The sequence below is a fragment of the Pseudomonas sp. Z4-20 genome (genome assembly GCF_051131955.1).
GTDB classification, from domain to species: Bacteria; Pseudomonadota; Gammaproteobacteria; order Pseudomonadales; family Pseudomonadaceae; genus Aquipseudomonas; species Aquipseudomonas marvdashtae.
The window spans coordinates 2,036,428-2,059,071 of sequence record NZ_CP071641.1 but is presented as its reverse complement, the minus strand read 5'-3'; the positions used below and the strand labels follow the sequence as shown (position 1 = coordinate 2,059,071).

Below are 22,644 nucleotides of genomic sequence, written 5' to 3'. Positions count from 1 at the left end.
CCTAATAGTTTCGTTACGGGTTGCGACCTAGCGAAATTGCGCAAGGAACCGCAAGTCGTTGTCGAAGAACAGGCGCAAGTCATTCACACCGTAACGCAGCATGGCCAGGCGCTCTACGCCCATGCCGAAGGCAAAGCCCGAGAATTCTTCCGGATCGATCCCGGACATGCGCAGCACGTTGGGATGAACCATGCCGCAGCCCATGACTTCCAGCCAGCCAGTCTGCTTGCAGACACGGCAACCTTTGCCGCTGCACATTACGCATTCCATATCGACTTCTGCCGATGGCTCGGTGAATGGGAAGTATGAAGGGCGGAAACGCACGGCCAGCTCTTTCTCGAAGAACACCCGCAGGAATTCCTCGATGGTGCCTTTCAGGTCGGCGAAATTGATGTCGCGATCCACCAGCAGGCCTTCGACCTGGTGGAACATCGGTGAGTGGGTGATATCGGAGTCGCTGCGGTACACACGGCCTGGGCAGACGATGCGGATCGGAGGCTGCTGCGATTCCATGGTGCGGACCTGTACCGGCGAGGTATGGGTGCGCAACAGCATGTTCGCGTTGAAATAGAAGGTGTCGTGCATCGACCGGGCCGGGTGATGGCCTGGGATGTTGAGCGCCTCGAAGTTGTGATAATCGTCTTCGACCTCAGGGCCTTCGGCGATGCCGTAGCCAATGTGGGTGAAGAATTGCTCGATGCGTTCCAGGGTCCGGGTCACCGGATGCAGGCCACCGGAAGTCTGGCCACGGCCAGGCAGGGTCACGTCAATGGATTCAGCGGCGAGCTTGGCGGCCAGACCGGCCTCCTCGAACAGCGCCTTGCGTGCATTGAGAACCTCTGTGACACGTTCCTTGGCGACGTTGATCAGCGCACCGACCTGCGGACGCTCTTCGGCCGGCAGGTTCCCCAGGGTCTTCATCACCTGAGTCAACTCGCCTTTCTTGCCAAGGTAGTGAACCCGGATTTGCTCCAGGGCATTGATATCTTCAGCGCTTTGCACAGCCTCTAGTGCTTGAGCGACCAGCGCGTCCAGGTTTTCCATGTACAGACTCCAGATACAAAATAGGGGAAGAGCTTTAAGGCTCTTCCCCTATTTATGACGTTTGGCACCTGGACCCACAGAGGTGAGCCCGGGTGACTGCCGGGGGTACTTAAGCCAAGGTGGCTTTAGCTTTCTCGACAATCGCAGCAAACGCCGCTTTTTCGTTCACTGCCAGATCAGCCAGAACCTTACGGTCGATCTCGATGGACGCTTTTTTCAGGCCAGCGATGAAACGGCTGTAGGACAGACCGTTAACACGAGCACCAGCGTTGATACGAGCGATCCACAGAGCGCGGAACTGACGTTTTTTCTGACGACGGTCACGGTAGGCGTATTGGCCTGCCTTGATTACCGCTTGCTTGGCAACACGGAATACGCGGGAACGCGCGCCGTAGTAGCCTTTAGCAAGTTTCAGAATTTTTTTGTGACGCTTACGGGCAATGACGCCACGCTTTACACGAGCCATGAGTTACTTCCTCTATTCTTAACCAAAAATTAGCAAAGGCGCAGCATACGCTTGACTTTTGCAACGTCGGACGGGTGCAGCAAGCTGCTACCGCGCAGCTGACGCTTACGCTTGGTCGACATTTTGGTCAGGATGTGGCTCTTGAAAGCGTGTTTATGCTTGATACCGTTAGCAGTTTTCAGAAACCGCTTAGCAGCACCACTTTTCGTTTTCATCTTTGGCATGTTCGGATACTCCGCATTCAGTTGATAAACATAATCAGAAGGCCTGCCGTGCCCTGTTGATTATTTCTTCTTTTTCGGGGCGATGACCATGATCAGCTGGCGTCCTTCCATCTTAGGATGCTGTTCGACCGAACCGTACTCGAGCAGGTCTTGTTCAACCCGCTTGAGGAGTTCCATCCCCAGCTCCTGGTGGGCCATCTCACGGCCGCGGAATCGCAAGGATACCTTGGCCCTGTCCCCATCACTCAGGAAACGTACCAGGTTGCGCAGTTTTACCTGGTAATCCCCTTCCTCCGTCCCTGGACGAAACTTGATTTCTTTTACCTGAATCTGCTTCTGGTTTTTCTTTGCCGCGGCAATCTGCTTCTTCTTTTCGAAGATCGACTTGCCGTAGTCCATCACCCGGCAAACAGGCGGGACTGCGTCTGCGGAAATTTCTACCAGATCAAGCTTGGCTTCTTCAGCAATACGAAGCGCTTCATCAATCGAGACGATGCCAATCTGCTCGCCATCAGCGCCAATTAACCGAACCTCGCGTGCCGAGATATTCTCGTTGATCGGGGCTTTCGGTGCAGCTCGTTTATCTTGTCTCATTTCACGCTTAATAATAATTACTCCGAATCTGGGCGACCACGCCGGGAAACCGCTTGCGCGAGAAACTCAGCGAATTCGGCGACGGGCATCGAGCCCAGGTCAGCACCTTCACGAGTACGCACAGCGACAGTCTGCATCTCGACCTCCCGATCTCCGATAACCAAGAGAAAGGGAACCTTGAGCAAAGTATGCTCGCGGATTTTAAAGCCGATCTTTTCATTTCTCAAGTCGGACTTGGCACGAAATCCGCTTTGGTTGAGAGTTTTTTCGACTTCAGCGGCAAAATCTGCCTGTTTATCAGTGATATTCATGATCACTGCCTGGGTCGGCGCCAGCCACGCGGGGAACGCGCCCTCGTAGTGTTCGATCAGGATCCCGACGAAACGCTCGAAGGAACCGAGAATCGCACGGTGAAGCATGACCGGGTGCTTGCGGCTGTTGTCTTCGGACACGTATTCGGCGCCCAGACGGATCGGCAGGTTAAAATCGAGCTGCAGGGTACCACACTGCCAGACGCGACCAAGGCAATCTTTCAGCGAGAATTCAATCTTTGGACCGTAGAAAGCCCCCTCGCCCGGTTGCAGATCGTACGCAAGGCCCGCGCTATCGAGGGCGGCGGCCAGGGCCGCTTCGGCGCGATCCCACAGCTCGTCGGAGCCAACGCGCTTTTCCGGACGAGTGGACAGCTTCATCTCTACTTCGGTGAAGCCGAAGTCTCGATAGACGTCCATGGTCAGCTTGATGAAGGCAGCAGATTCGGCCTGCATCTGCTCTTCGGTGCAGAAAATGTGTGCGTCGTCCTGAGTGAATGCACGTACACGCATGATGCCGTGCAGGGCACCCGACGGCTCGTTGCGGTGGCAAGCACCGAACTCGGCCAGGCGCATCGGCAGCTCGCGGTAGCTTTTCAGGCCTTGGTTGAACACCTGCACATGGCAAGGGCAGTTCATTGGCTTGATAGCGTAGTCGCGGTTTTCCGACTGGGTGGTGAACATGTTGTCGGCGTAGTTGGCCCAGTGCCCGGATTTCTCCCACAGGCTGCGGTCGACCACCTGCGGCGTCTTGATCTCAAGGTAGCCGTTCTCACGCTGGACCTGGCGCATGTACTGCTCGAGCACCTGGTACAGGGTCCAGCCGTTCGGGTGCCAGAACACCATCCCCGGGGACTCTTCCTGGGTGTGGAACAGGCCCAGCCGCTTGCCGATCTTGCGGTGATCGCGTTTTTCGGCTTCCTCGATGCGCTGGATGTAGGCCGCCAGCTGCTTCTTGTCGGCCCAGGCCGTGCCGTAGACGCGCTGCAGCTGCTCGTTCTTCGCATCGCCACGCCAGTAGGCGCCGGACAGCTTGGTCAGCTTGAAGGATTTCAGAAAACGCGTGTTCGGCACGTGCGGGCCACGGCACATGTCGACGTATTCTTCGTGGTAGTACAGACCCATGGCCTGCTCGTCCGGCATGTCTTCCACCAGACGCAACTTGTAGTCCTCGCCACGGGCCTTGAAGACTTCGATGACTTCAGCACGCGGGGTGACTTTCTTGATGACGTCGTAGTCTTTCTCGATCAGCTGCTGCATGCGCTGTTCGATGGCGGCCATGTCGTCCGGGGTAAAAGGACGCTCGAAGGCGATGTCGTAATAGAAGCCTTCGTCGATGACCGGCCCGATGACCATCTTCGCGCTCGGGTACAGCTGCTTGACCGCATGACCGACCAGGTGCGCGCAAGAGTGGCGAATGATCTCCAGCCCCTCTGCATCCTTGGGCGTAATGATTTGCAGCGTGGCATCGCTGTCGATGACGTCGCTGGCATCGACCAGCTTGCCGTTGACCTTGCCGGCCAGGGTGGCCTTGGCCAGGCCAGCACCAATGGATGCGGCGACCTCGGCAACGGAAACCGGATGATCGAACGAACGTTGACTGCCGTCGGGAAGAGTAATAGTTGGCATGGCGCCTCCTCTCCTAGTGGTGACCCCTACCAAAGGTCACGTGGGTTGGGATGAGCCAGTACAAGATCCAGTCCAGGCCATTCACTGACGAACGCCTGCCTTACAGCGGCAGGAGCCTTGCGGCCAACCGGGAAAACCGAACCAGAGTGACTGGGATTCAAATCAGGGTTAATCGAACATTTACCGCCACCGGGACCTGTCGTCCTGCGGAGCCTGAAAAATACCCGAGCCCGGCATGCTAGCACAGATGAACGGTCATCGCCGCGTCTGGATTGAAGCCGGCGTAAACTAACGATTTTTATGCCAGAGTGCTGAACCGAAGCGTCTGCAGCGCCTCAGATAACAAGACATAGACCCCAGAATGGAGCATCCCCGCATGCGTCTGAATACCCTATTGGCAGTAGTCGCCCCCCTCGCCCTGCTGCTTCCGCTAAGTGCCCACGCCGACTGGCCCAAGGGTGAGCGTGAAAAATACATGGCCCAGTGCACTCAAGCGGCGACCCCACAGATTGGCGCGGCCGCAGCCAAGGCCCACTGTGCTTGTGGCGCCGATGCGATCAAATCCTATCCGGCGAGTGATATCCAGGCACTGATGGACAATAAGGCCAGCCCCGAATTGCAGCAGAAAGCGCTCGGCCAGATCGCCAAATGCAAGGCCAACCCTCCGGCAAAAAAATGAGTCATCGAGCGCCTGGGTTCGGCTCGGCATCGATAAAAAGGGTTGAATAACCGCCTTTTTCTACGATTTCTACAGGTTTTACAGCTTTTTTTATCGTCTTTACGTTCGACTGAAAGCCTTTGAAACCGGGCCTTTCAGGCGGATCAGGTGGTAAAGAAAACACGACTGATTGGCAAACAGCGCCTGCGGGGGGCTCCCAAATCGAACATTTCGACTATGATACCCCGGTGTGCCCAGTTGGCCTGAGCAGCACAGTACACTGAAAATATATGTTTCTTGGAGATACACCATGTCTAATCGCCAAACCGGCACCGTTAAATGGTTCAACGATGAAAAAGGCTTCGGCTTCATCACTCCTACAGGTGGCGGTGACGACCTGTTCGTACACTTCAAAGCTATCGAAAGCGACGGTTTCAAAAGCCTGAAAGAAGGCCAGACCGTTTCCTTCGTGGCTGAGAAAGGCCAAAAGGGTATGCAAGCTGCACAAGTTCGCCCAGAGTAATTTCTCGGTGCGCTAAAAAAACCCCGTCCATGTGACGGGGTTTTTTATGGTCTATTGAAAACCGCTCAGCCGCAGCTCACTCGATTGACCACCAGGCCGGCATCGGTATTGAGGTTCAGGCGATCGGAGCGGTACTCAAGCGTGACCATGTCATTGGGCTTGAGGATACGCGCATACTGCGCGCCGGCACTGGTCCGTGCCTGCTCCAGCAATTGGGGCGAAGCCTGCTTGCCGATTGCGAACTCGGCTGCCTTTGCTGCACAGCGGCTGTCGCTGGTGCCGGACGCCACAGGCTCAGGGGTCGATTCAGAGGTGCTGCTGCAACCGCTCAAGAGCGCAGCGGCCAGCAAAGTACTCAATGACGCAAGCTTCCAAGGCATGAAGCCTCCTATTTGGATGAATTAACCAGAGAGCGTGCGACAACCCGGACGAAACTTGGTTTCAACACCAAGGCCATCATCATGCCCTCACTCGCAAAATCGGCAGTTTGCCTGAGCCCCCTGTTCTGTTCATGACTCAATCGTGACTGAATATGAATGCGCTCAGTAGATGTCGATGTAATCGAAAGGTGGCTTCGGCCAGTTTTCCTTAAGTGCGTTGTAGATCTGCGTGACCCAGACCTCATCGCTGGCCGCGACCCTTCCGACATATCCGGCCTCCTTCGCCCAGGTTTCCAGCCGAAACAGCAACCCGTCGATGTCGGCGCCACCCACGACGCCCGATGAAAGATAGGCGATTCCACCCTTGGTCACACGTAGCTGGGTGTGCTCGTCGTCACTGGCTGAAGCCAACAATTGCCGAACCGCTTCAATTGTCAGCCCATCAGGATCATTCAGGTCGATCTGCACGGCTGGGCTCCCGGAAAAATCAAAAGACAAGTGTCGCACAGCGCCCTCCTGATGCCTAAGTCGCACTGCCAAATCCGATGCAAAAATGGTTAACTCAGCCTACAGACCTCACAACCCTGCGAGCCCCGACATGAGCACCGTCAGCATCGAAGCCACCATCAATGCCAAATGGGCGCAGGGCCACAGTTCATACAGCCCGGGCAGCCCGGAAGAGTTGGCGATCATCGGCATCGAGCTGCTGGTGAAGGAGCTGGGAACACAAGCCGCGCAGGATTTTGTCCAGCAGGCGTTCGAACGCTACCCGAGCGTCATTGAAGAGATCGACTGAGGCTCCCCCGCAGGCGCAAGCCTGCGGGCCCACCCCGAGATCGGCTACTTGAGACGCGCCAATCGCTCGGTCAACAAGTCGAAGAAACCCTGGGCATCGCCCTCCTTCACCCAGAAAGCATTCTTGGGTGCCTTCAAGCCGTCATACCAGTCGACCACGGTTTGCCCGAAAGTCGGACCTTCACGGCTATCCACCACCAGGTTGACCGAGCGGCCGGTAAACAATTGCGGCTTCAGCAGGTAGGCAATCACCGTCGCGTCATGCACCGGCCCGCCTGTCATGCCGTAGTGTTCCATGTCGCCCTTCACGTACTCGTTGAGGATATCGCCGACCAACTTGCTGGCGGTGTTGTTCAGCGCGGCGATCTGCTTCAGGCGCGCTTCGCTGGTGAGTATCTTGTGGGTCACGTCCAACGGCAGATAGGTCAGCTTCAGGCCACTCTTGGCGACCACTTCCGCCGCCTGGGGATCGGCGTACAGGTTGAATTCGGCCACCGGGGTGATGTTGCCGCCATTGAAATGCGCACCGCCCATGATCACCACTTCCTTGATGCCCTGGACGATGTCCGGCTCCTGGATCAACGCCAGGGCCAGGTTCGTTTGCGGACCGAGCATGGCGATGGTGATGCTGTGCGGCTTGGCGGCCTTGAGGGTATCGATCAGGTAATTGACCGCGTTGCCCTGGGCCAGTCCCATCTTCGGCTCATGCACGGTCACGCCGGACAGGCCTTCCTTACCGTGGATGTTTTCCGCATAGATGGGCGTGCGCATCATCGGCTTGGGCGCGCCCGCATAGACCGGGACGTCCTCGCGCCCCGCCCATTCCCGGGCCAGGCGCGCGTTGCGGGAAGTCTTGTCCAGCCGCACGTTGCCCGCCACCGTGGTCAGGGCGCGAATATGCAGCTCTTCGGGAGACGCCAGGGCAAACAGCAACGCAACGACGTCGTCGGCGCCAGGATCGGTATCGATGATCAGATCGATTTTTTCCGCCGCCTGGGCGCTTGTAGCCGTGATCAATGACAAAAGCAGCAGACTCCGCAACAGTTGATGCATTTTGTGAGCATAGCGGTGCATGGCGCACTCCTTGTGCAGGGTGGATGAAACTTAGAACGTGACGCCGGCGACCAGCACCACGTTGCAGTATGGAGAACATTCTCCCGTACGAATAATCGCCCGCGCCTGTCGGCTAAGGATCTTGAACTGCTCGTGGCGGACCCGTTCCCGTGCGCCCAACGCGCCTTCGGCATGCAGCGCCTCCAGCGTGGCCAGGGCCGAGGGTTGTTTATCAAAGATCTCCTCAGCCAGCACATGGCTCTCGACCTGCATTTCGCTGAGCACTACTTTCAAGGTACTGACGAAGTCTGGGACGCCATGGGTCAGCGCCAGGTCGATCAATTCGACCCCTGTCGGCACGGGCAGGCCGGCATCACCGATGACCACTTTGTCGCCATGACCGAGGGAGGCGATCAGTCGCGACAAGGCGATGTTCAGCAACGGAGTCTTTTTCATGATTCGAACGCCTGTACTTCTTGCAGTGAAGGGATGGAGGGTTGCGCGCCAGCGCGGGTGACCGACAACGCAGCGGCGACCTGGCCGAAACGAATGGCCTCGATCTCATTCTTGCCGCTGGCCAGGGCAGCCGCAAACCCACCGACAAACGTATCGCCCGCCGCCGTGGTATCAACCGCCTTGACCCGCGGCGCGGGGAAGTGTTCGAAGCTTGAACCGTTGGCGAACATCAATCCTTGGGCGCCCAGGGTCACGATCACCTTGCGGGCACCGGCGGCGATCAACTGTGTCGCGGCGGCTTCGGCGGTTTCCAGGGAATCCACCGCCAGTCCGCTCAGCACCGCGGCCTCGCTTTCGTTGGGAATCAGGTAGTCGACGCAGGCGTACCAGTCGGCCGGCAATGTATGGGAAGCAGGCGCGGGGTTGAGGATGACGATTTTACCCAACTCACGGGCACGCTTGAGGGCGTGGCCCACCGTGGCATCCGGCACTTCGAGCTGGCAAATGACCACGTCGGCGCGTTGCAGCACTTCGTCGACACTGTCCAGGACTTCGGCGGTAAGCGCACCGTTGGCGCCGGCGACGATAACAATCGCATTCTGGCTGTTGTCATCGACCACGATCAGCGCAACGCCGCTGGAACCCTCCACCACGCGGACGGCCTGGCAATCAATGCCTTCGGCCAACAGCGCGCCGCGCAATTGCTCGCCATAGGCATCGCCGCCCACGCAACCGACCATGGACACGTGCGCCCCCAGGCGCGCGGCGGCCACCGCCTGGTTGGCGCCCTTGCCACCCGGGATGGTGGAAAAAGATACTCCGATCAGCGTTTCACCACCACGAGGCAGACGCGGCGCCCGGGTCACCAAGTCCATGTTCAGGCTGCCTATTACCACTACTTTTGCTGGCATACATCATTACTCATCAATTCGGTTCAGCGGTATTGGGCGAATGTACCCGACAACGGTGCAGTCGATTCTCGCAAGACAATGCTCGGTGTGACGATCCGCTGGTCCGTGGCAAGGCTCGGTGTCGCGATACGCAGCAACAGCACTTCGGCCGCCATCTCCCCTAGCTGCAGGATCGACTGCCCCACCGTGGTCAACGCCGGGTAGACATAACGGCTCATCTGGATGTCATCGAAGCCGATGATCGACAGTTCGCTGGGCACCCGCACATTACGCTCGGCGGCGGCACGCAGCGCACCGATGCCGATCATGTCGTTGGCCGCGAAAATCGCGCTGGGCGGCCGGCGTTCAAGCAACTGGGCCGCGGCACGGTAGCCACCGGTGCTGGTGAAATCGCTTTCAAGCATGCGCTCGACAGGCAACTCGATCCCCGCCTCTTTCAACGCACGGCAGTAACCCGCCAGGCGCATTTGCGCCACGCTGGTATCCGCCGGACCGCCGATAAAGGCAATGTCGCGATGCCCCAGTTCCAGCAGGTGCTGGGTCGCCAGGTACGCACCGTACTCATGATCGATGCGCACCAGGTCGGCGTCGACGCCATCGAGCCCACGGTCGACGATCACCATGGGCGTGCGCACATTGGCCAGCCCCTCGGCGAGGCCGACATCGCCTCCGGCCGAGGCCACGATCAATCCATCGATACGCTTTTCCAGCAGCACCCGCAGATAGCTGCGCTGCTTGTCCGGATTGTCATCGGAGTTGCACAGGATCACGCAATAGCCATTGCGCTCGCAGTAGTCCTCGATTCCTCGGGCCAGCTCGGCAAAGTACGGGTTGAGGCTGTTGGGCACCAGCAGACCGATGGTTGCCGTGGTCTTGGCCTTGAGCGAGCGCGCCACGGCACTCGGCACGTAGTCCAACCGCTCGATCGCCGCCTCGACCTTGCGCCGCACCTCGTCACTGACCGGCCGCGTCTTGTTCACTACGTGAGAGACGGTCGTGTAGGAGATCCCCGCGAGTGCCGCCACATCCTTGATGGTTGCCATGGCTCAAGCCCGCCGACTGGCGCGCTGGCTGCGGTACGTATCGAGCACCACCGCCACCACGATGACTGCGCCGGTGATGATGCGTTTGGTCGGCTCGGTGGCACCGATCTGGGCCAGGCCAGCCGCCAGCACCGAGATAATCAACACACCAAAGAAGGTGCTGATGACCGAACCCCGGCCGCCCATCAGGCTGGTCCCGCCAATGACCACGGCGGCAATCACTTGCAACTCAAGCCCTGAGCCCGCGTTCGGATCCGCCGCTTCCAGGCGCGAAATCTGGAACAACGCCGCGAGTCCGGCCAACAGCCCCATCAGGCTGAACACCAGGATCTTGTAGGGTTTCGGATTGATGCCAGCCAGGCGCACGGCTTCTTCATTGGTGCCGATGCCGATCAGGTAGCGACCGAACACGGTGCGCGTCAGCACCGCCTGGGCAATGAAGATCACCAGCAAGGCAATGATGAACGACGGTGAAATACCAAAGGCGATCGGATTGGACAGCCAGGCAAAAGAGTCGCCGATATAGGCGGTGCGCGAGCCGGTCATCTGGTACGCCAGGCCACGGGCCATTTCCAGCACACCCAGCGAAACGATGAACGACGGGATGCGCCATGCCACGGTAATCGAACCGGTGACCGTACCCGCCAAGGCCGCAACGGCCATGCCGAGTAAGGCCGACGGCCAGACGCTCCAACCCCAGCCGAGGATCGCAACGCTGACGGTCGATGCCGCCAGCGCCAACACCGAGCCCACCGACAAGTCGATGCCGCCAATGATCAGGATAAACGTCATGCCGACCGCCAGTACCATCAAGTCCGGGATCTGGTTGGCGAGGGTGCTGAAAGTGTCATAGGACAGGAAATGGCTGCTCAGGACCGAGAACAGCGCGATCATGGCCAGCAAGGCACCGGCCAGGCCCAGGTAAGTCCCCAGGCCAAAGAAGTTGCCATTGGATTTGCCGATGGCAGGTGCGGTTTTCATGAGAGTTCCCTAGGCGCTGCTTCATTGAGCAACGCATCACGTTTTTGGTAGCCGGCGAACGCGGCGGCAAGCAAATCATCCTGGGTCCAGCTGTCACGCTCGAAGGTATCGATGAGGCGGCCGGCAGACAGGACGCCGATCCGGTCACAGATCAGCATCAGTTCGCGCAAGTCACTGGACACCACGACCAACGCCTTGCCCTGGCGAGTCAACTCACCCAGCAGCGCATAAATGTCGAATTTGGCACCGACGTCGATGCCGCGGGTCGGCTCGTCGAACAACAGCACCGAGCAATCGCGCTCGAGCCAGCGGCCGATCACGACTTTCTGCTGGTTGCCGCCCGACAGTTCGCAGACCAACTGAGTCGGACTGGAGCTGCGGATGCGCATGGCATCGATCTGCCGCTGCGCCAACGCCAGTTCCGCACTGCCATTGACCAGGCCGGCGTTGGAGATCTCCGGCATGTTGCCCAGAGCGATATTCGCCGCGATGGATTGGGTCAGCAGCAGGCCTTCACCCTTGCGGTCCTCGGTGATCAGCGCAATGCCGTGGGCCACCGCATCGGCCGGTGAACGAATGCTGACGACCTTGGCCGGTGAACCCAGCGCCACGGTGCCGCTATCCGCCGCGTCGGCGCCGAAGATCAGCCGCAAAAGCTCGGTGCGCCCTGCCCCGATCAGCCCGGAAATGCCAAAGATTTCGCCGCTACGAACCTCGAAGGACACATCACGAACCTTGTCGGAACGGGTCAAGCCCGCGACGGTCAGCGCCGGTGCGCCAATCTGGCGCGGGCCCAGGTCGATGTGCTCGCCCAGCTCCCGGCCGACCATCAACGTCACCAACTGCTCGCTGTCGTAGTTGGCCATCGGCTCGATGCAGACCAGGTTGCCGTCGCGCAATACCGCAATGCGCTGGGCCACCCGCGCCAGCTCTTCGAGGCGATGGGAAATATAGATGATCGATACGCCCCGGGCTTGCAGGCGCAGGATTTGCTCGAACAGCATCTCGACTTCACGGGCCGTCAGCATGGCGGTCGGCTCGTCGAGGATCAGCACGTGGCAGTCGCCGATCAGGTTGCGGGCGATCTCGACCATCTGCTGATGACCGATTCCCAGCTCACCGACCAACGTATCGGGATCGATTGCATCGAGCCCCACTTGGGCCATGGCCTCGACTGCCGCCGCGCGCAATTGCTTGCGGCTGATCCAGCCGCCGTGGCTGGGCAGATTGTCGAGGAACAGGTTTTCGGCCACGGAAAGGGTCGGCAGCAGGTTGAGTTCCTGCATCACCATGCGCACGCCCAGCGATTCGGCCTGGGCCCGGCTGCCGGGACGGTAATCCTGCCCCTGGAATTGCATCTGCCCGGTGGTCGGCGTGACCAGCCCGCCGATGATCTTGGACAAGGTACTTTTACCAGCGCCATTTTCGCCGGTCAGCGCCAATACTTCGCCGCGCATCAAGGTCAGGCTGATATCGCTCAGTACCGGCTGCGCATAGGTCTTGCCGATACCGCTGACGCAAAGGACAGCGTTCGGATCGCGAACGGACATAACAAACTCTCCAATGCGCCCGCCCGGACGGGCGAGCGCCGTTGTGTCGCCAGGATTACGGCTTGGTCACCAGCTCGACCGGAGTTTCGATAACGCCGTTGGTGCCGCTGTCGACTTTTTCGCCCTTGAGGATTTTCAAGGCCGTCTCGATGCCGAAGACTGCCTGCCTGGCGGCGAACTGGTCGGCCGTCGCGAGAACGCGACCGTCCTTGAGCATCGGCTTGATGGCATTGATGTTGTCGTAGCCGACCACCTGCACCTTGCCCGCCTTGCCGGCGGCGCGCACCGCCGATACCGCGCCGACCGCCATGCTGTCGTTACCGGCCAGCAGCGCCTTGATATTCGGGTATTCGCTGAGCATCGACGCGGCAACCTGGTTGCCTTTGTTGATTTCCCAGTCACCGGATTGCAGGGAGACGACCTTGATCTGGGCCGCTTCCATCGCATCCTTGAAGCCTGCGGTACGCGCCTGGGCGTTGGTGGTGGTCGACACGCCTTCGATAATGCCCACTTCGTCACCGGCCTTGAGCTGCTTGGCCAGGTATTCACCCACCAGGCGTGCGCCCTTGCGGTTGTCCGGGCCTACGAACGGCACAGTGATGTTCTTGCTCTTGACCACTGCCGGGTCGAGTTGGTTATCGATGTTGATCACGGTGATGCCGGCGTCGACGGCTTTCTTGATCACCGGCACCATGGCCTTGGAGTCGGCGGGCGCGATAATCAACGCATCGACCTTGGACACGATCATCTGCTCGACGATGCGAATCTGGTTGGCGGTGTCGGTTTCATCCTTGATCCCGTTGGAGATCAGCTCGAAATCGGCGGAGTGTTCCTTCTGATAAGCCTTGGCACCGTCTTCCATGGTCAGGAAGAACTCGTTGGCCAGGGATTTCATGACCAGGGCGACCTTGGGTTTTTCGGGGGTCTGGGCGAGCGCCGAGGAGAAAGGCAGCGCTGCGGATGCGGCCGCGAACATGGCAACGGCGAGAAGGCGTCCAGCGAATGGCAGCTTCATGGGTTCACTCCGATTTTATGATTATTGTGAGCAAAATCGTCGCACGACAACCGCGCAAACGTTTGCGTGGAATGAACTATGGTAAAGCATCGCGGTTTTGTCAACGTTCCGGTTTGGGCCGCAACGTCGTGCGTCAGGCAGTGGTATTGACCAGCGCACCGGAACTGGACTCCTTGGCCAATTCCTTGATCAAGCTGCCGGTCACCTGCTGCAGCGCGCCGGTGGTATCGGCGATCTGCCCCTGAATAGCCATGATAGCGGTAGTTTTGGCTTCAGGCGTCGGATACGCACGCGCCTGCGCAGCAGCCAATTGTTGCTGTTGTTCACGCAGTTGTTGCTGAAGCTCCTGCATGCGCTTGAGCAGTATTTGTGTCGCGACACTTTCCGTGCTGGCGCCTTTTTCGGTCTTGCTTTCGGCTTCGGTAGCCAGGTTCGCGCGGACTTTGCCAGGCTCTTTCGTTTCGCCAAGGGCCTTGTCGGCTGCGTCGGCGCTCGCCTCGCTCAAAGCTTTCAACGTGCTCGCGGACTTGCCGCCAATGGTGAGAGCTGCGGCATTTGGGAAGCCGATTGAAAAGGACATGTGGCGCTCCATGAATGAATTCCTACAAGGAAGATCGTCCGCTGGGGCATTTTCTTTAGCGCGACCAACAAACCTCTTTCCTTCAGACAATGCCTCTTCGGGTAACCGAACGATAAACACGTTGAATATTCGGAAACCCGTCCACAGGCTTTTTACGCAGGCGCCTCGTCCACTACGCATCGTTATGAATATCAAGCGTTTAACCGCAGCTCACACGCTATAGCCGCGCTGGTACGGATCATGCTCTGGCAGTTGGGCTCCCGGCATTCAGGTCTGCCGGAGCATCTAGATGAATCCATCATGACTAGAGAGAAGAATAATGACATCTGCCTTAAAGACTTTCGTTCCGGGCGCCTTGGCCCTTCTGCTGTTGCTGCCCAACGCCGTCCAGGCGAAAGAAACCCAGACTGAGCAAAAGCTCGCCAATGTCGTCATCCTCGCCACTGGCGGCACCATTGCCGGCGCCGGTGCCAGCTCGGCCAACAGCGCTACGTACCAGGCGGCCAAGGTCGGCATTGAAAAACTGATCGCTGGCGTACCGGAGCTCAGCCAGCTGGCCAACGTCCGCGGCGAACAAGTGATGCAAATCGCCTCGGAAAGCATTACCAACGAAAACCTGTTGCAACTGGGTCGGCGCGTTGCCGAACTGGCCGACAGCGAGGACGTCGATGGCATTGTCATCACCCATGGCACCGACACACTGGAAGAAACCGCGTACTTCCTGAACCTGGTGGAAAAAACTGACAAGCCGATCATCGTCGTCGGTTCGATGCGTCCCGGCACGGCGATGTCGGCGGACGGCATGCTCAATCTCTACAATGCCGTGGCCGTCGCCAGCAGCAAGGAAGCCCGCGGCAAGGGTGTCCTCGTGACGATGAACGATGAAATCCAGTCGGGCCGCGATGTCAGCAAGATGGTCAACATCAAGACTGAAGCCTTCAAGAGCCCTTGGGGTCCACTCGGCATGGTAGTGGAAGGCAAGTCCTACTGGTTCCGCCTGCCCGCCAAGCGTCACACCATGGACTCGGAATTCGACATCAAGACTATCAAGAGTCTGCCGGAAGTGGAAATCGCCTATTCCTACGGCAATGTCAGCGACACGGCCTACAAGGCCCTGGCTCAATCCGGCGCCAAGGCGATCATTCACGCCGGCACCGGCAACGGTTCGGTGTCTTCACGCGTAGTGCCTTCCCTGCAGGCACTGCGCAAGGATGGCGTGCAGATCATTCGTTCGTCCCACGTCAACGCCGGTGGGTTCGTACTGCGCAACGCCGAACAGCCTGACGACAAGTACGACTGGGTCGTGGCTCACGACCTGAACCCTCAGAAGGCGCGCATCCTGGCGATGGTCGCTCTGACCAAGACCCAAGACAGCAAGGAATTGCAGCGAATGTTCTGGGAATATTGATCGTCCCCGCCCGACCGATTCCGGTCGGGCCCTCTTCGCCACCCGCTTCCTAAGAGCAGGTGGCACCTGCGCCTACTTGGCTCGCTAAAAAAATGCAGTTCTCCCACACCAAAATCCGAAAAGCGCTGTCAGACGATTTTCTTGAATTTTAAGCAGTTGCGTAAATGCCTACAGTTAAATACTGTATGCACGTACAGCTTAATAAGGATAATCCTGTGGCCACGCCCTCCGCTGCAACTACTCCCTTGGATTCCTATGCAAGACTCGGCTTGCGGGTCTCGAAAATCATCAATTCGCCTACCGCACAAAAAGCCAAGGCCGCGCTGATCTTCCGCCTTCCCGACGAGCCGGTAGACGAATGGGAACGCTTGCTGGAAGAAATCGACGAGAACGACAACGTCACCCTTGCCTATCGCGACGACGGTGGTGTGCAGGTTTTCTGGGCTGTGCCGAAGGAAGATTGAGCCTGATGAGTGTTCGCTGTTTTGCTTTATTGCTGATGTTTGTCGCCGTGGGCGCACACGCCGGAGCTCCCCGCACTTTCAACGAAGCGAAGAAAGTCGCCTGGAAACTTTATGCGCCACAATCCACCGAGTTTTATTGTGGCTGCAAATACACCGGTAACCGCGTGAACCTCTCGGCTTGCGGTTATGTACCGCGCAAAAACGCGAAGCGCGCCGCGCGCATCGAGTGGGAGCACATCGTCCCGGCCTGGCAGATCGGCCATCAGCGCCAATGCTGGCAACAGGGCGGACGCAAGCATTGCACCCGCTACGACCCGGTCTATCAACGGGCCGAGGCTGATCTTCACAACCTGGTTCCAAGCATTGGCGAGGTCAATGGCGATCGCAGCAACTTCAGCTTTGGCTGGCTACCGGTGCAGAAAGGCCAATATGGCTCATGCCTGACCCAGGTGGACTTCAAGGCCAAGAAGGTCATGCCCCGCCCTTCGATTCGAGGGATGATTGCCAGGACGTATTTCTACATGAGCAAACAGTACGGCCTACGCCTCTCCAAACAGGATCGGCGGCTGTACGAAGCCTGGGACAAGACCTATCCCGTGCAGGCCTGGGAACGCCAGCGCAACCAGAGCGTGGCATGTGTCATGGGGCGAGGGAACGAGTTTGTCGGCCCGGTGGATATGAAAACCTGCGGTTGACCAGGCCACCCAACAAAAGGCCCCGGATGTCATGCATCCGGGGCCTTTTGTTTATACGGCTGGTTATCGTGCTGGCGGGAAATCCACGACCAAGGCCTCGATGTTGCGCTTCTTCGCACGTACCAAGGCGGCGGTGACTTGCGCCTGCTTCGCTTCGGCTTCAGCCTTGGAACTGAACGGTCCGACCAGGACCCGGTCCTTGCCATTCTCCCTGACGACCGTGGACATGAAGCTATGCTCGATCAACCATCCGGTGAGGTCGCTCACAGCCTGGGGGGTTTCGCCTCGGACCTCGACTGCCCACTGCGGCGCGGCAGCGGCTGACGGTGTGGAGGTTGCCGCCGGTTTCGGCTTGGGGGCTTCGACGTCGCGTCCCTCTCCACATCCCGCCAGCGCCAATACCGCGATTACCCAAGCCAATTTACGCACAACGATTCCCCCGGAAGACATGAGGAGGGGATTTTAGCACCCACACTCGCCAATAAGGCCCTTAACAGTGCGCAAAACACGAGAATCCTGTCCGACGTCTCTGTATAGTCGCACCCTGGGAATTAATGCTGTATCTGCACGTCAGAAAGAGGCACCCACATTGTGACACTTAGCACTAATCTATAAGCAGTACCGACATCTGCACTGTCTGAATCAGGTGCCCTATAAAGCAATCAAGGAGAACACCATGCTGATACTCACCCGCAAAGTCGGTGAAAGCATAAACATTGGTGACGACATCACGATCACCATTCTGGGCGTAAGTGGCCAGCAAGTCCGGATCGGCATCAACGCCCCGAAAAACGTGGCGGTGCATCGCGAGGAAATTTATCAGCGCATCCAGGCCGGCCTCACCGCCCCTGACAAGCCGCAAACGCCCTGAGCCTTGCCGCAGTCCGCAGCCAGCCCGTTTGCATCGCCGCAATGGCTGGCTAAAGATTCAGGCCGCGCGCCTCACCCTACGTCCCTCCCCCGCCTTAGATGTCCGTCCAGCTCGTGAAACCGATACTACTGGCATGTCTCGTAGCATGGCTGTCAGACGTTTCGTTTTAATGGCGGGGAAGCCGCCGTACGTGGCCAATCAGCTCAAGCTCACACCACCATCAAGCCCCCCGCATGAAGATTCCTGTCAGAGAGAACGTCGAAACGACCTGACGGTGCTGGCTCATATAGAAATGATTGTCACGCCGGACACAAAAAAGTGGGAGCTCGCGAGCTCCCACAGGGTATTGCGTGTTTCTGGAATCAGTCCGCCAATCGCCAGGTCGTCCCGCCCTTCCCGTCTTCCAGCACCACGCCCATAGCGGTGAGCTGGTCGCGGATGCGGTCGGATTCGGCCCAGTCCTTGTTGGCCCGCGCAGCCAGGCGTGCCTGGATCAGAGCCTCGACTTCGGCGGCGTCGACGCGGCCTTCGGCACCGGCCTGGAGGAAATCGTCGGCTTCGAGCTGCAACACACCGAGCACGCTGGCCAATTCCTTCAGACGCGCTGCGAGGCCCGCCGCCGCATCGACATCGCTCTCGCGCAGGCGATTGATCTCACGCACCATTTCGAACAGCACTGCGCATGCTTCCGGCGTGCCGAAGTCGTCGTCCATCACTTCGGTAAACCGCGTCACGAACGCTTCGCCACCGGCAGGCGGTACGGCAGGCAAGCCTTTCAACGCATGATAGAAACGCTCCAGGGCGCCCTTGGCATCCTTGAGGTTGTCTTCCGAATAGTTGATGGCGCTGCGGTAGTGGCTCGACACCAACAGGTAACGCACAACTTCCGGATGGTACTTGTCGAGCACGTCGCGGATGGTGAAGAAGTTGTTCAAGGACTTGGACATCTTCTCGCCATTGATCCGGATCATGCCGCAATGCATCCAGGCGTTGGCGTAGGTCTTGCCGGTGGCCGCTTCACTCTGGGCAATCTCGTTTTCGTGGTGCGGGAATTCCAGGTCGCTGCCGCCGCCATGAATGTCGAAGGTCTCGCCCAGGCAGCAGGTGGACATCACCGAGCATTCGATGTGCCAGCCCGGACGCCCGGCGCCCCACGGCGAATCCCAGCTCGGCTCGCCCGGCTTGGCGCCTTTCCACAGTACGAAGTCCAATGGGTCTTCCTTCGACTCATCGACTTCGATGCGCGCGCCGATGCGCAAGTCTTCGATCTTCTTGCGCGACAACTTGCCGTAGCCCATGAACTTGGCGACGCGGTAGTACACGTCGCCATTGCCCGGTGCGTAGGCATAACCTTTGTCGATCAAGGTCTGGATCATCGTCAGCATGCCGGGAATGTGGTCGGTGGCGCGCGGCTCCAGGTCGGGCTTCTGGATGTTGAGACGCGCCTCGTCCTCGTGCATGGCCTTGATCATGCGCTCGGTCAACGCATCGAACGATTCGCCGTTCTCGTTGGCCCGATTGATGATCTTGTCGTCGATGTCGGTGATGTTGCGCACATAGGTCAGGTCGTAACCGCTAAAGCGCAACCAGCGAGTCACCAGGTCGAAGGCAACCATGCTGCGGCCATGACCCAAGTGGCAATAGTCATACACGGTCATGCCGCACACGTACATGCGGACCTTGTTGCCATCCAGCGGCTTGAAGACTTCTTTGCTCTTGGTGAGCGTGTTGTAGATCGTAAGCACAGGGTTTCCCTTAAGACTTGATCACTGACCCCAGGAGTCGCGCAAGGTCACGGTACGGTTGAACACCGGAGCACCGCGTTTCGAGTCCTTGATATCCGCGCAGAAGTAGCCTTCGCGCTCGAACTGGAAACGGTCTTCCGGCTGTGCGTTGCCCAGCGAAGGCTCGGCACGACAACCCGTCAGTACTTGCAGGGAGTCAGGGTTGATGTTGTCCAGGAAACTGGCGCTGTCCTCGGCCTTTTCCGGGTTCGGCGAACGGAACAGGCGATCGTACAGGCGCACTTCGCACTCGATGCTGGCGGCGGCCGGCACCCAGTGGATCACGCCCTTGACCTTGCGACCTTCCGGGTTCTTGCCCAGGGTTTCGGGATCGTAGGAGCAGCGCAGCTCGACGATATTGCCGTCGCCATCCTTGATGGCCTCGTCGGCGCGGATCACGTAGCTGCCACGCAGGCGCACTTCACCGGCTGGCTCCAGGCGCTTGTAGCCTTTTGGCGGCTCTTCCATGAAATCTTCGCGGTCGATGTAGATTTCCCGCGCGAACGGCAGGACGCGTACGCCCATGTCTTCTTTCGGATGGCACGGCAGCTCGAGGTTTTCGACCTGGCCTTCCGGGTAATTGGTGATGACCACTTTCAGCGGCCGCAGCACGCACATGGCGCGCGGTGCGCTGTGGTCCAGGTCGTCGCGGATGCTGAATTCGAGCATGCCGAAATCCACCACGCCGTCGGAACGGTTGGTGCCGATCATCTCGCAGAAATTGCGGATCGACTTCGGCGTGTAGCCACGACGGCGGAAACCCGACAGCGTCGACATGCGCGGATCGTCCCAGCCGTTGACGTGCTTTTCGTCCACCAACTGCTTGAGCTTGCGCTTGCTGGTGATGGTGTAGTTCAGGTTCAGGCGGCTGAATTCGTACTGGCGCGGATTGGCCGGCACCGGCAGCTTCTCGAGGAACCACTCGTACAATGGACGATGGCTTTCGAACTCCAGGGTGCAGATCGAATGGGTGATGCCTTCGATGGCGTCCGACTGACCGTGGGTGAAGTCATAGTTCGGGTAGATGCACCATTTGTCACCGGTCTGGTGGTGATGCGCATGGCGGATGCGGTACATGATCGGGTCGCGCAGGTTCATGTTCGGCGAGGCCATGTCGATCTTGGCACGCAGCACACGGGCACCGTCCGGGAACTCACCGGCGCGCATGCGGGCGAACAGGTCCAGGTTCTCTTCCACGCTGCGGTCACGGAACGGGCTGTTCTTGCCCGGTTCGGTCAGGCTGCCGCGATATTCCTTGGCCTGCTCCGGCGTCAGGTCACACACGTAGGCGTTGCCGGACTTGATCAGCTCCACCGCCCAATCGTGCAACTGGTCGAAATACTGCGAGGCGTAGCGTACTTCGCCGGCCCATTGGAAACCCAGCCACTGGACGTCGCTCTTGATCGCGTCGATGTATTCCTGGTCTTCCTTGGCCGGGTTGGTGTCATCGAAACGCAAGTGCGTGACGCCGCCAAACTCCTCCGCCAGGCCGAAGTTCACGCAAATGGATTTGGCATGGCCGATGTGCAGGTAGCCGTTGGGCTCCGGCGGGAAGCGAGTGACGATCTGCGTGTGCTTACCCGAATCCAGGTCCGCCTGGACGATCGGGCGCAGGAAGTTGACCGGCACGGCCGGGCCGGTCTTGGAATTCGAGGTAGGGTCGACAGTGGGCTTGCTCATAGGATCCTTGAACGTACAAGTGCGCGGCCGGGTGCGGCCTGATAAATCAAAGCCCGTATCATAGCCGATGCTGTCAAGCACCTGACAGGCCAGGCCGGCAAAGGATTGAATTTAATCGACGGCCAGATGAAAAACAGCCTCGAAATTCGTGCCCGGCACGCTAAACTGCCCAACCTGGCCGATTGCAGCCAGACCGGTTGCGGGCGTTTGCGCCCCGAACCCACGAATTCCTTGAAAGAGTACCGACCATGAGCAAAGTCAAACTGACCACCAACTTCGGCGACATCGTTCTGCAGTTGAACGCCGAGAAAGCGCCGCTGACCGTGGCCAACTTCATCGAATACGTCAACGCCGGCCACTACGAAAACACCGTGTTCCACCGTGTCATCGGTAACTTCATGATCCAGGGCGGCGGTTTCGAGCCAGGCATGAAGGAAAAGAAAGACAAGCGCCCGAGCATCCAGAACGAAGCCGACAACGGCCTGCCGAACAAAAAGTACAGCGTTGCCATGGCCCGTACCATGGAGCCGCATTCGGCCTCCGCGCAGTTCTTCATCAACGTCGCCGACAACAGCTTCCTGAACCACAGCGGCAAGACCGTACAGGGCTGGGGCTACGCAGTATTCGGTGAAGTGATCGAAGGCACCGACGTGGTCGACAAGATCAAAGGCGTATCCACCACTTCCAAGGCCGGCCACCAGGACGTCCCGGCAGAAGACGTGATCATCGAGAAAGCCGAGATCGTTGAGTGATCCTACTGATTTCAGATTTGCATCTGGAAGAGGAGCGCCCGGACATCACCCGGGCGTTTCTGGATCTACTCGCCACACGCGCCCGCTCGGCGCAAGCGTTGTACATTCTGGGCGATTTTTTCGAAGCCTGGATCGGCGACGATGCCATGACGCCGTTCCAGCGTTCCATCTGCCAGGCCCTGCGCGAATTGAGCGACAGCGGCACGGCCATTTTCCTGATGCACGGCAACCGTGACTTCATGCTCGGGCAGGCTTTCTGCAAAGCGGCCGGCTGCACCCTGCTCAAGGACCCGAGTGTCGTGCAGTTCAACGGCGAGCCGGTGTTGCTGATGCATGGCGACAGCCTCTGTACCCGTGATGTCGGCTATATGAAACTGCGGCGCTGGCTGCGCAACCCGCTTACGCTGTTCATCCTGCGTCACCTGCCACTGGGCAGCCGCCAGAAACTGGCGCGCAAGTTGCGCAGCGAAAGCCGCACGCAAACACGCATGAAAGCCAACGACATCGTCGACGTCACGCCCGAAGAGGTCCCGCGGATCATGCAGCAATACGGCGTGAAGACGCTGATCCACGGCCACACCCACCGCCCCGCCATCCACAGGCTGCAACTGGGCGAACAGGCCGCCCGGCGCATCGTGCTGGGGGATTGGGACAAGCAGGGCTGGGCGTTGCAGGTCGATGAGCAAGGGTTTGCGTTGGCGCCGTTCGGTTTTGCCCCGCCGCCACAACTGCCGGCACCTGACCCAATCCCCAGTCACACCCCCAGCCACCAGTAGT

General features: G+C 59.1%; 27 protein-coding genes. 9 read left to right on the top strand and 18 right to left on the bottom strand.

Annotated features, from left to right (window positions below; translation table 11 throughout):
* Positions 1-27 precede the first annotated feature (27 nt).
* The 5 genes from pheS to thrS form a co-directional block, all read right to left on the bottom strand.
* Complete coding sequence (pheS, locus tag J3P82_RS09565; protein WP_030142134.1) at positions 28-1,044, bottom strand: phenylalanine--tRNA ligase subunit alpha; 1,017 nt, start codon at positions 1,042-1,044, stop codon at positions 28-30.
* 109 nt (positions 1,045-1,153) lie between these two features.
* Positions 1,154-1,510, bottom strand: a complete 357-nt coding sequence (rplT, locus tag J3P82_RS09560; protein WP_002553161.1) for a 50S ribosomal protein L20 — start codon at positions 1,508-1,510, stop codon at positions 1,154-1,156.
* Between the two features lie 29 nt (positions 1,511-1,539).
* Complete coding sequence (rpmI, locus tag J3P82_RS09555; protein WP_003442181.1) at positions 1,540-1,734, bottom strand: 50S ribosomal protein L35; 195 nt, start codon at positions 1,732-1,734, stop codon at positions 1,540-1,542.
* A gap of 60 nt (positions 1,735-1,794) precedes the next feature.
* A complete protein-coding gene (gene infC, locus J3P82_RS09550) occupies positions 1,795-2,346 on the bottom strand; it encodes a translation initiation factor IF-3 (RefSeq protein WP_169432615.1) in 552 nt (183 codons plus the stop codon).
* Entirely contained in the window at positions 2,346-4,268 is a 1,923-nt protein-coding gene (thrS, locus tag J3P82_RS09545) for a threonine--tRNA ligase (RefSeq protein WP_186609420.1), read from the bottom strand. Before thrS ends, infC begins: the two co-directional genes overlap by 1 nt.
* Before the next feature lie 376 nt (positions 4,269-4,644).
* Here thrS and J3P82_RS09540 point away from each other — a divergent pair, with 376 nt between their 5' ends.
* Both J3P82_RS09540 and J3P82_RS09535 read left to right on the top strand, forming a co-directional pair.
* Positions 4,645-4,947, top strand: a complete 303-nt coding sequence (locus J3P82_RS09540; protein ID WP_434562555.1) for a hypothetical protein — start codon at positions 4,645-4,647, stop codon at positions 4,945-4,947.
* A gap of 289 nt (positions 4,948-5,236) precedes the next feature.
* Positions 5,237-5,449, top strand: a complete 213-nt coding sequence (locus J3P82_RS09535) for a cold-shock protein (protein ID WP_047229330.1) — start codon at positions 5,237-5,239, stop codon at positions 5,447-5,449.
* Between the two features lie 65 nt (positions 5,450-5,514).
* On the opposite strand, the gene J3P82_RS09530 is transcribed toward J3P82_RS09535, so the two are convergent.
* Positions 5,515-5,829, bottom strand: a complete 315-nt coding sequence (locus J3P82_RS09530; RefSeq protein ID WP_434562554.1) for an I78 family peptidase inhibitor — start codon at positions 5,827-5,829, stop codon at positions 5,515-5,517.
* Between the two features lie 162 nt (positions 5,830-5,991).
* Positions 5,992-6,297 carry a hypothetical protein gene (locus tag J3P82_RS09525; RefSeq protein ID WP_434562552.1) on the bottom strand — a complete coding sequence of 102 codons (306 nt, stop codon included), beginning with the start codon at positions 6,295-6,297 and terminating at the stop codon, positions 5,992-5,994.
* Positions 6,298-6,427: 130 nt separating this feature from the next.
* Between J3P82_RS09525 and J3P82_RS09520 the strand changes: the two genes are divergently transcribed.
* A complete protein-coding gene (locus J3P82_RS09520; RefSeq protein ID WP_434562550.1) occupies positions 6,428-6,625 on the top strand; it encodes a hypothetical protein in 198 nt (65 codons plus the stop codon).
* 44 nt (positions 6,626-6,669) lie between these two features.
* On the opposite strand, the gene J3P82_RS09515 is transcribed toward J3P82_RS09520, so the two are convergent.
* From J3P82_RS09515 to J3P82_RS09480, 8 genes are all read right to left on the bottom strand, one after another.
* On the bottom strand, positions 6,670-7,698 hold the full coding sequence (locus tag J3P82_RS09515; RefSeq protein ID WP_434562548.1) for a nucleoside hydrolase: 1,029 nt from the start codon (positions 7,696-7,698) through the stop codon (positions 6,670-6,672).
* A gap of 30 nt (positions 7,699-7,728) precedes the next feature.
* Positions 7,729-8,133 (bottom strand): D-ribose pyranase, encoded by a 405-nt coding sequence (gene rbsD / locus J3P82_RS09510; RefSeq protein ID WP_434562546.1) that lies wholly within the window; start codon positions 8,131-8,133, stop codon positions 7,729-7,731.
* Positions 8,130-9,044: a ribokinase gene (rbsK, locus tag J3P82_RS09505; protein WP_434562544.1), complete on the bottom strand. Its 915-nt coding sequence runs from the start codon at positions 9,042-9,044 to the stop codon at positions 8,130-8,132. The genes rbsD and rbsK overlap by 4 nt, the downstream gene beginning before the upstream one ends.
* A gap of 23 nt (positions 9,045-9,067) precedes the next feature.
* Positions 9,068-10,087: a LacI family DNA-binding transcriptional regulator gene (locus J3P82_RS09500; RefSeq protein ID WP_434562542.1), complete on the bottom strand. Its 1,020-nt coding sequence runs from the start codon at positions 10,085-10,087 to the stop codon at positions 9,068-9,070.
* A gap of 3 nt (positions 10,088-10,090) precedes the next feature.
* Complete coding sequence (locus J3P82_RS09495; protein WP_186609441.1) at positions 10,091-11,068, bottom strand: ABC transporter permease; 978 nt, start codon at positions 11,066-11,068, stop codon at positions 10,091-10,093.
* Positions 11,065-12,618, bottom strand: coding sequence for a sugar ABC transporter ATP-binding protein (locus J3P82_RS09490; protein ID WP_434562540.1), 1,554 nt, complete (start codon positions 12,616-12,618; stop codon positions 11,065-11,067). Before J3P82_RS09490 ends, J3P82_RS09495 begins: the two co-directional genes overlap by 4 nt.
* A 55-nt stretch (positions 12,619-12,673) precedes the next feature.
* Entirely contained in the window at positions 12,674-13,633 is a 960-nt protein-coding gene (locus J3P82_RS09485; RefSeq protein WP_434562538.1) for a sugar ABC transporter substrate-binding protein, read from the bottom strand.
* 133 nt (positions 13,634-13,766) lie between these two features.
* On the bottom strand, positions 13,767-14,213 hold the full coding sequence (locus tag J3P82_RS09480; RefSeq protein WP_434563762.1) for a hypothetical protein: 447 nt from the start codon (positions 14,211-14,213) through the stop codon (positions 13,767-13,769).
* A 319-nt stretch (positions 14,214-14,532) separates the two neighbouring features.
* Here J3P82_RS09480 and J3P82_RS09475 point away from each other — a divergent pair, with 319 nt between their 5' ends.
* From J3P82_RS09475 to J3P82_RS09465, 3 genes are all read left to right on the top strand, one after another.
* Positions 14,533-15,621 (top strand): asparaginase, encoded by a 1,089-nt coding sequence (locus tag J3P82_RS09475; RefSeq protein ID WP_434562536.1) that lies wholly within the window; start codon positions 14,533-14,535, stop codon positions 15,619-15,621.
* Positions 15,622-15,785: 164 nt separating this feature from the next.
* Complete coding sequence (locus J3P82_RS09470; RefSeq protein ID WP_434562534.1) at positions 15,786-16,085, top strand: DUF1654 domain-containing protein; 300 nt, start codon at positions 15,786-15,788, stop codon at positions 16,083-16,085.
* A gap of 5 nt (positions 16,086-16,090) precedes the next feature.
* Positions 16,091-16,780: an endonuclease gene (locus J3P82_RS09465; protein WP_186609449.1), complete on the top strand. Its 690-nt coding sequence runs from the start codon at positions 16,091-16,093 to the stop codon at positions 16,778-16,780.
* A gap of 63 nt (positions 16,781-16,843) precedes the next feature.
* Here the strand turns inward: J3P82_RS09465 and J3P82_RS09460 are convergent, their stop codons facing one another.
* Positions 16,844-17,209 (bottom strand): SPOR domain-containing protein, encoded by a 366-nt coding sequence (locus J3P82_RS09460; protein WP_434562532.1) that lies wholly within the window; start codon positions 17,207-17,209, stop codon positions 16,844-16,846.
* Between the two features lie 247 nt (positions 17,210-17,456).
* On the opposite strand from J3P82_RS09460, the gene csrA reads away from it, so the two are divergent.
* Positions 17,457-17,651: a carbon storage regulator CsrA gene (gene csrA, locus J3P82_RS09455; RefSeq protein ID WP_003179932.1), complete on the top strand. Its 195-nt coding sequence runs from the start codon at positions 17,457-17,459 to the stop codon at positions 17,649-17,651.
* Between the two features lie 362 nt (positions 17,652-18,013).
* Here the strand turns inward: csrA and cysS are convergent, their stop codons facing one another.
* Together cysS and J3P82_RS09445 are read right to left on the bottom strand one after the other, a co-directional pair.
* On the bottom strand, positions 18,014-19,396 hold the full coding sequence (cysS, locus tag J3P82_RS09450) for a cysteine--tRNA ligase (RefSeq protein ID WP_434562530.1): 1,383 nt from the start codon (positions 19,394-19,396) through the stop codon (positions 18,014-18,016).
* 21 nt (positions 19,397-19,417) lie between these two features.
* A complete protein-coding gene (locus J3P82_RS09445; protein WP_434562528.1) occupies positions 19,418-21,115 on the bottom strand; it encodes a glutamine--tRNA ligase/YqeY domain fusion protein in 1,698 nt (565 codons plus the stop codon).
* 248 nt (positions 21,116-21,363) lie between these two features.
* Between J3P82_RS09445 and J3P82_RS09440 the strand changes: the two genes are divergently transcribed.
* Complete coding sequence (locus J3P82_RS09440; protein WP_434562526.1) at positions 21,364-21,867, top strand: peptidylprolyl isomerase; 504 nt, start codon at positions 21,364-21,366, stop codon at positions 21,865-21,867.
* Positions 21,864-22,643, top strand: coding sequence for a UDP-2,3-diacylglucosamine diphosphatase (gene lpxH, locus J3P82_RS09435; protein ID WP_434562524.1), 780 nt, complete (start codon positions 21,864-21,866; stop codon positions 22,641-22,643). The genes J3P82_RS09440 and lpxH overlap by 4 nt, the downstream gene beginning before the upstream one ends.
* Position 22,644 lies beyond the last annotated feature (1 nt).

Coding starts and splice junctions, on each gene's coding strand:
- pheS (WP_030142134.1), bottom strand. CDS start 1,044: ATGGAAAACCTGGACGCGCTGGTCGCTCAAGCACTAGAGGCTGTGCAA.
- rplT (WP_002553161.1), bottom strand. CDS start 1,510: ATGGCTCGTGTAAAGCGTGGCGTCATTGCCCGTAAGCGTCACAAAAAA.
- rpmI (WP_003442181.1), bottom strand. CDS start 1,734: ATGCCAAAGATGAAAACGAAAAGTGGTGCTGCTAAGCGGTTTCTGAAA.
- thrS (WP_186609420.1), bottom strand. CDS start 4,268: ATGCCAACTATTACTCTTCCCGACGGCAGTCAACGTTCGTTCGATCAT.
- J3P82_RS09540 (WP_434562555.1), top strand. CDS start 4,645: ATGCGTCTGAATACCCTATTGGCAGTAGTCGCCCCCCTCGCCCTGCTG.
- J3P82_RS09535 (WP_047229330.1), top strand. CDS start 5,237: ATGTCTAATCGCCAAACCGGCACCGTTAAATGGTTCAACGATGAAAAA.
- J3P82_RS09530 (WP_434562554.1), bottom strand. CDS start 5,829: ATGCCTTGGAAGCTTGCGTCATTGAGTACTTTGCTGGCCGCTGCGCTC.
- J3P82_RS09520 (WP_434562550.1), top strand. CDS start 6,428: ATGAGCACCGTCAGCATCGAAGCCACCATCAATGCCAAATGGGCGCAG.
- J3P82_RS09515 (WP_434562548.1), bottom strand. CDS start 7,698: ATGCACCGCTATGCTCACAAAATGCATCAACTGTTGCGGAGTCTGCTG.
- rbsD (WP_434562546.1), bottom strand. CDS start 8,133: ATGAAAAAGACTCCGTTGCTGAACATCGCCTTGTCGCGACTGATCGCC.
- rbsK (WP_434562544.1), bottom strand. CDS start 9,044: ATGCCAGCAAAAGTAGTGGTAATAGGCAGCCTGAACATGGACTTGGTG.
- J3P82_RS09500 (WP_434562542.1), bottom strand. CDS start 10,087: ATGGCAACCATCAAGGATGTGGCGGCACTCGCGGGGATCTCCTACACG.
- J3P82_RS09495 (WP_186609441.1), bottom strand. CDS start 11,068: ATGAAAACCGCACCTGCCATCGGCAAATCCAATGGCAACTTCTTTGGC.
- J3P82_RS09490 (WP_434562540.1), bottom strand. CDS start 12,618: ATGTCCGTTCGCGATCCGAACGCTGTCCTTTGCGTCAGCGGTATCGGC.
- J3P82_RS09485 (WP_434562538.1), bottom strand. CDS start 13,633: ATGAAGCTGCCATTCGCTGGACGCCTTCTCGCCGTTGCCATGTTCGCG.
- J3P82_RS09480 (WP_434563762.1), bottom strand. CDS start 14,213: ATGTCCTTTTCAATCGGCTTCCCAAATGCCGCAGCTCTCACCATTGGC.
- J3P82_RS09475 (WP_434562536.1), top strand. CDS start 14,533: ATGACATCTGCCTTAAAGACTTTCGTTCCGGGCGCCTTGGCCCTTCTG.
- J3P82_RS09470 (WP_434562534.1), top strand. CDS start 15,786: ATGCCTACAGTTAAATACTGTATGCACGTACAGCTTAATAAGGATAAT.
- J3P82_RS09465 (WP_186609449.1), top strand. CDS start 16,091: ATGAGTGTTCGCTGTTTTGCTTTATTGCTGATGTTTGTCGCCGTGGGC.
- csrA (WP_003179932.1), top strand. CDS start 17,457: ATGCTGATACTCACCCGCAAAGTCGGTGAAAGCATAAACATTGGTGAC.
- J3P82_RS09445 (WP_434562528.1), bottom strand. CDS start 21,115: ATGAGCAAGCCCACTGTCGACCCTACCTCGAATTCCAAGACCGGCCCG.
- J3P82_RS09440 (WP_434562526.1), top strand. CDS start 21,364: ATGAGCAAAGTCAAACTGACCACCAACTTCGGCGACATCGTTCTGCAG.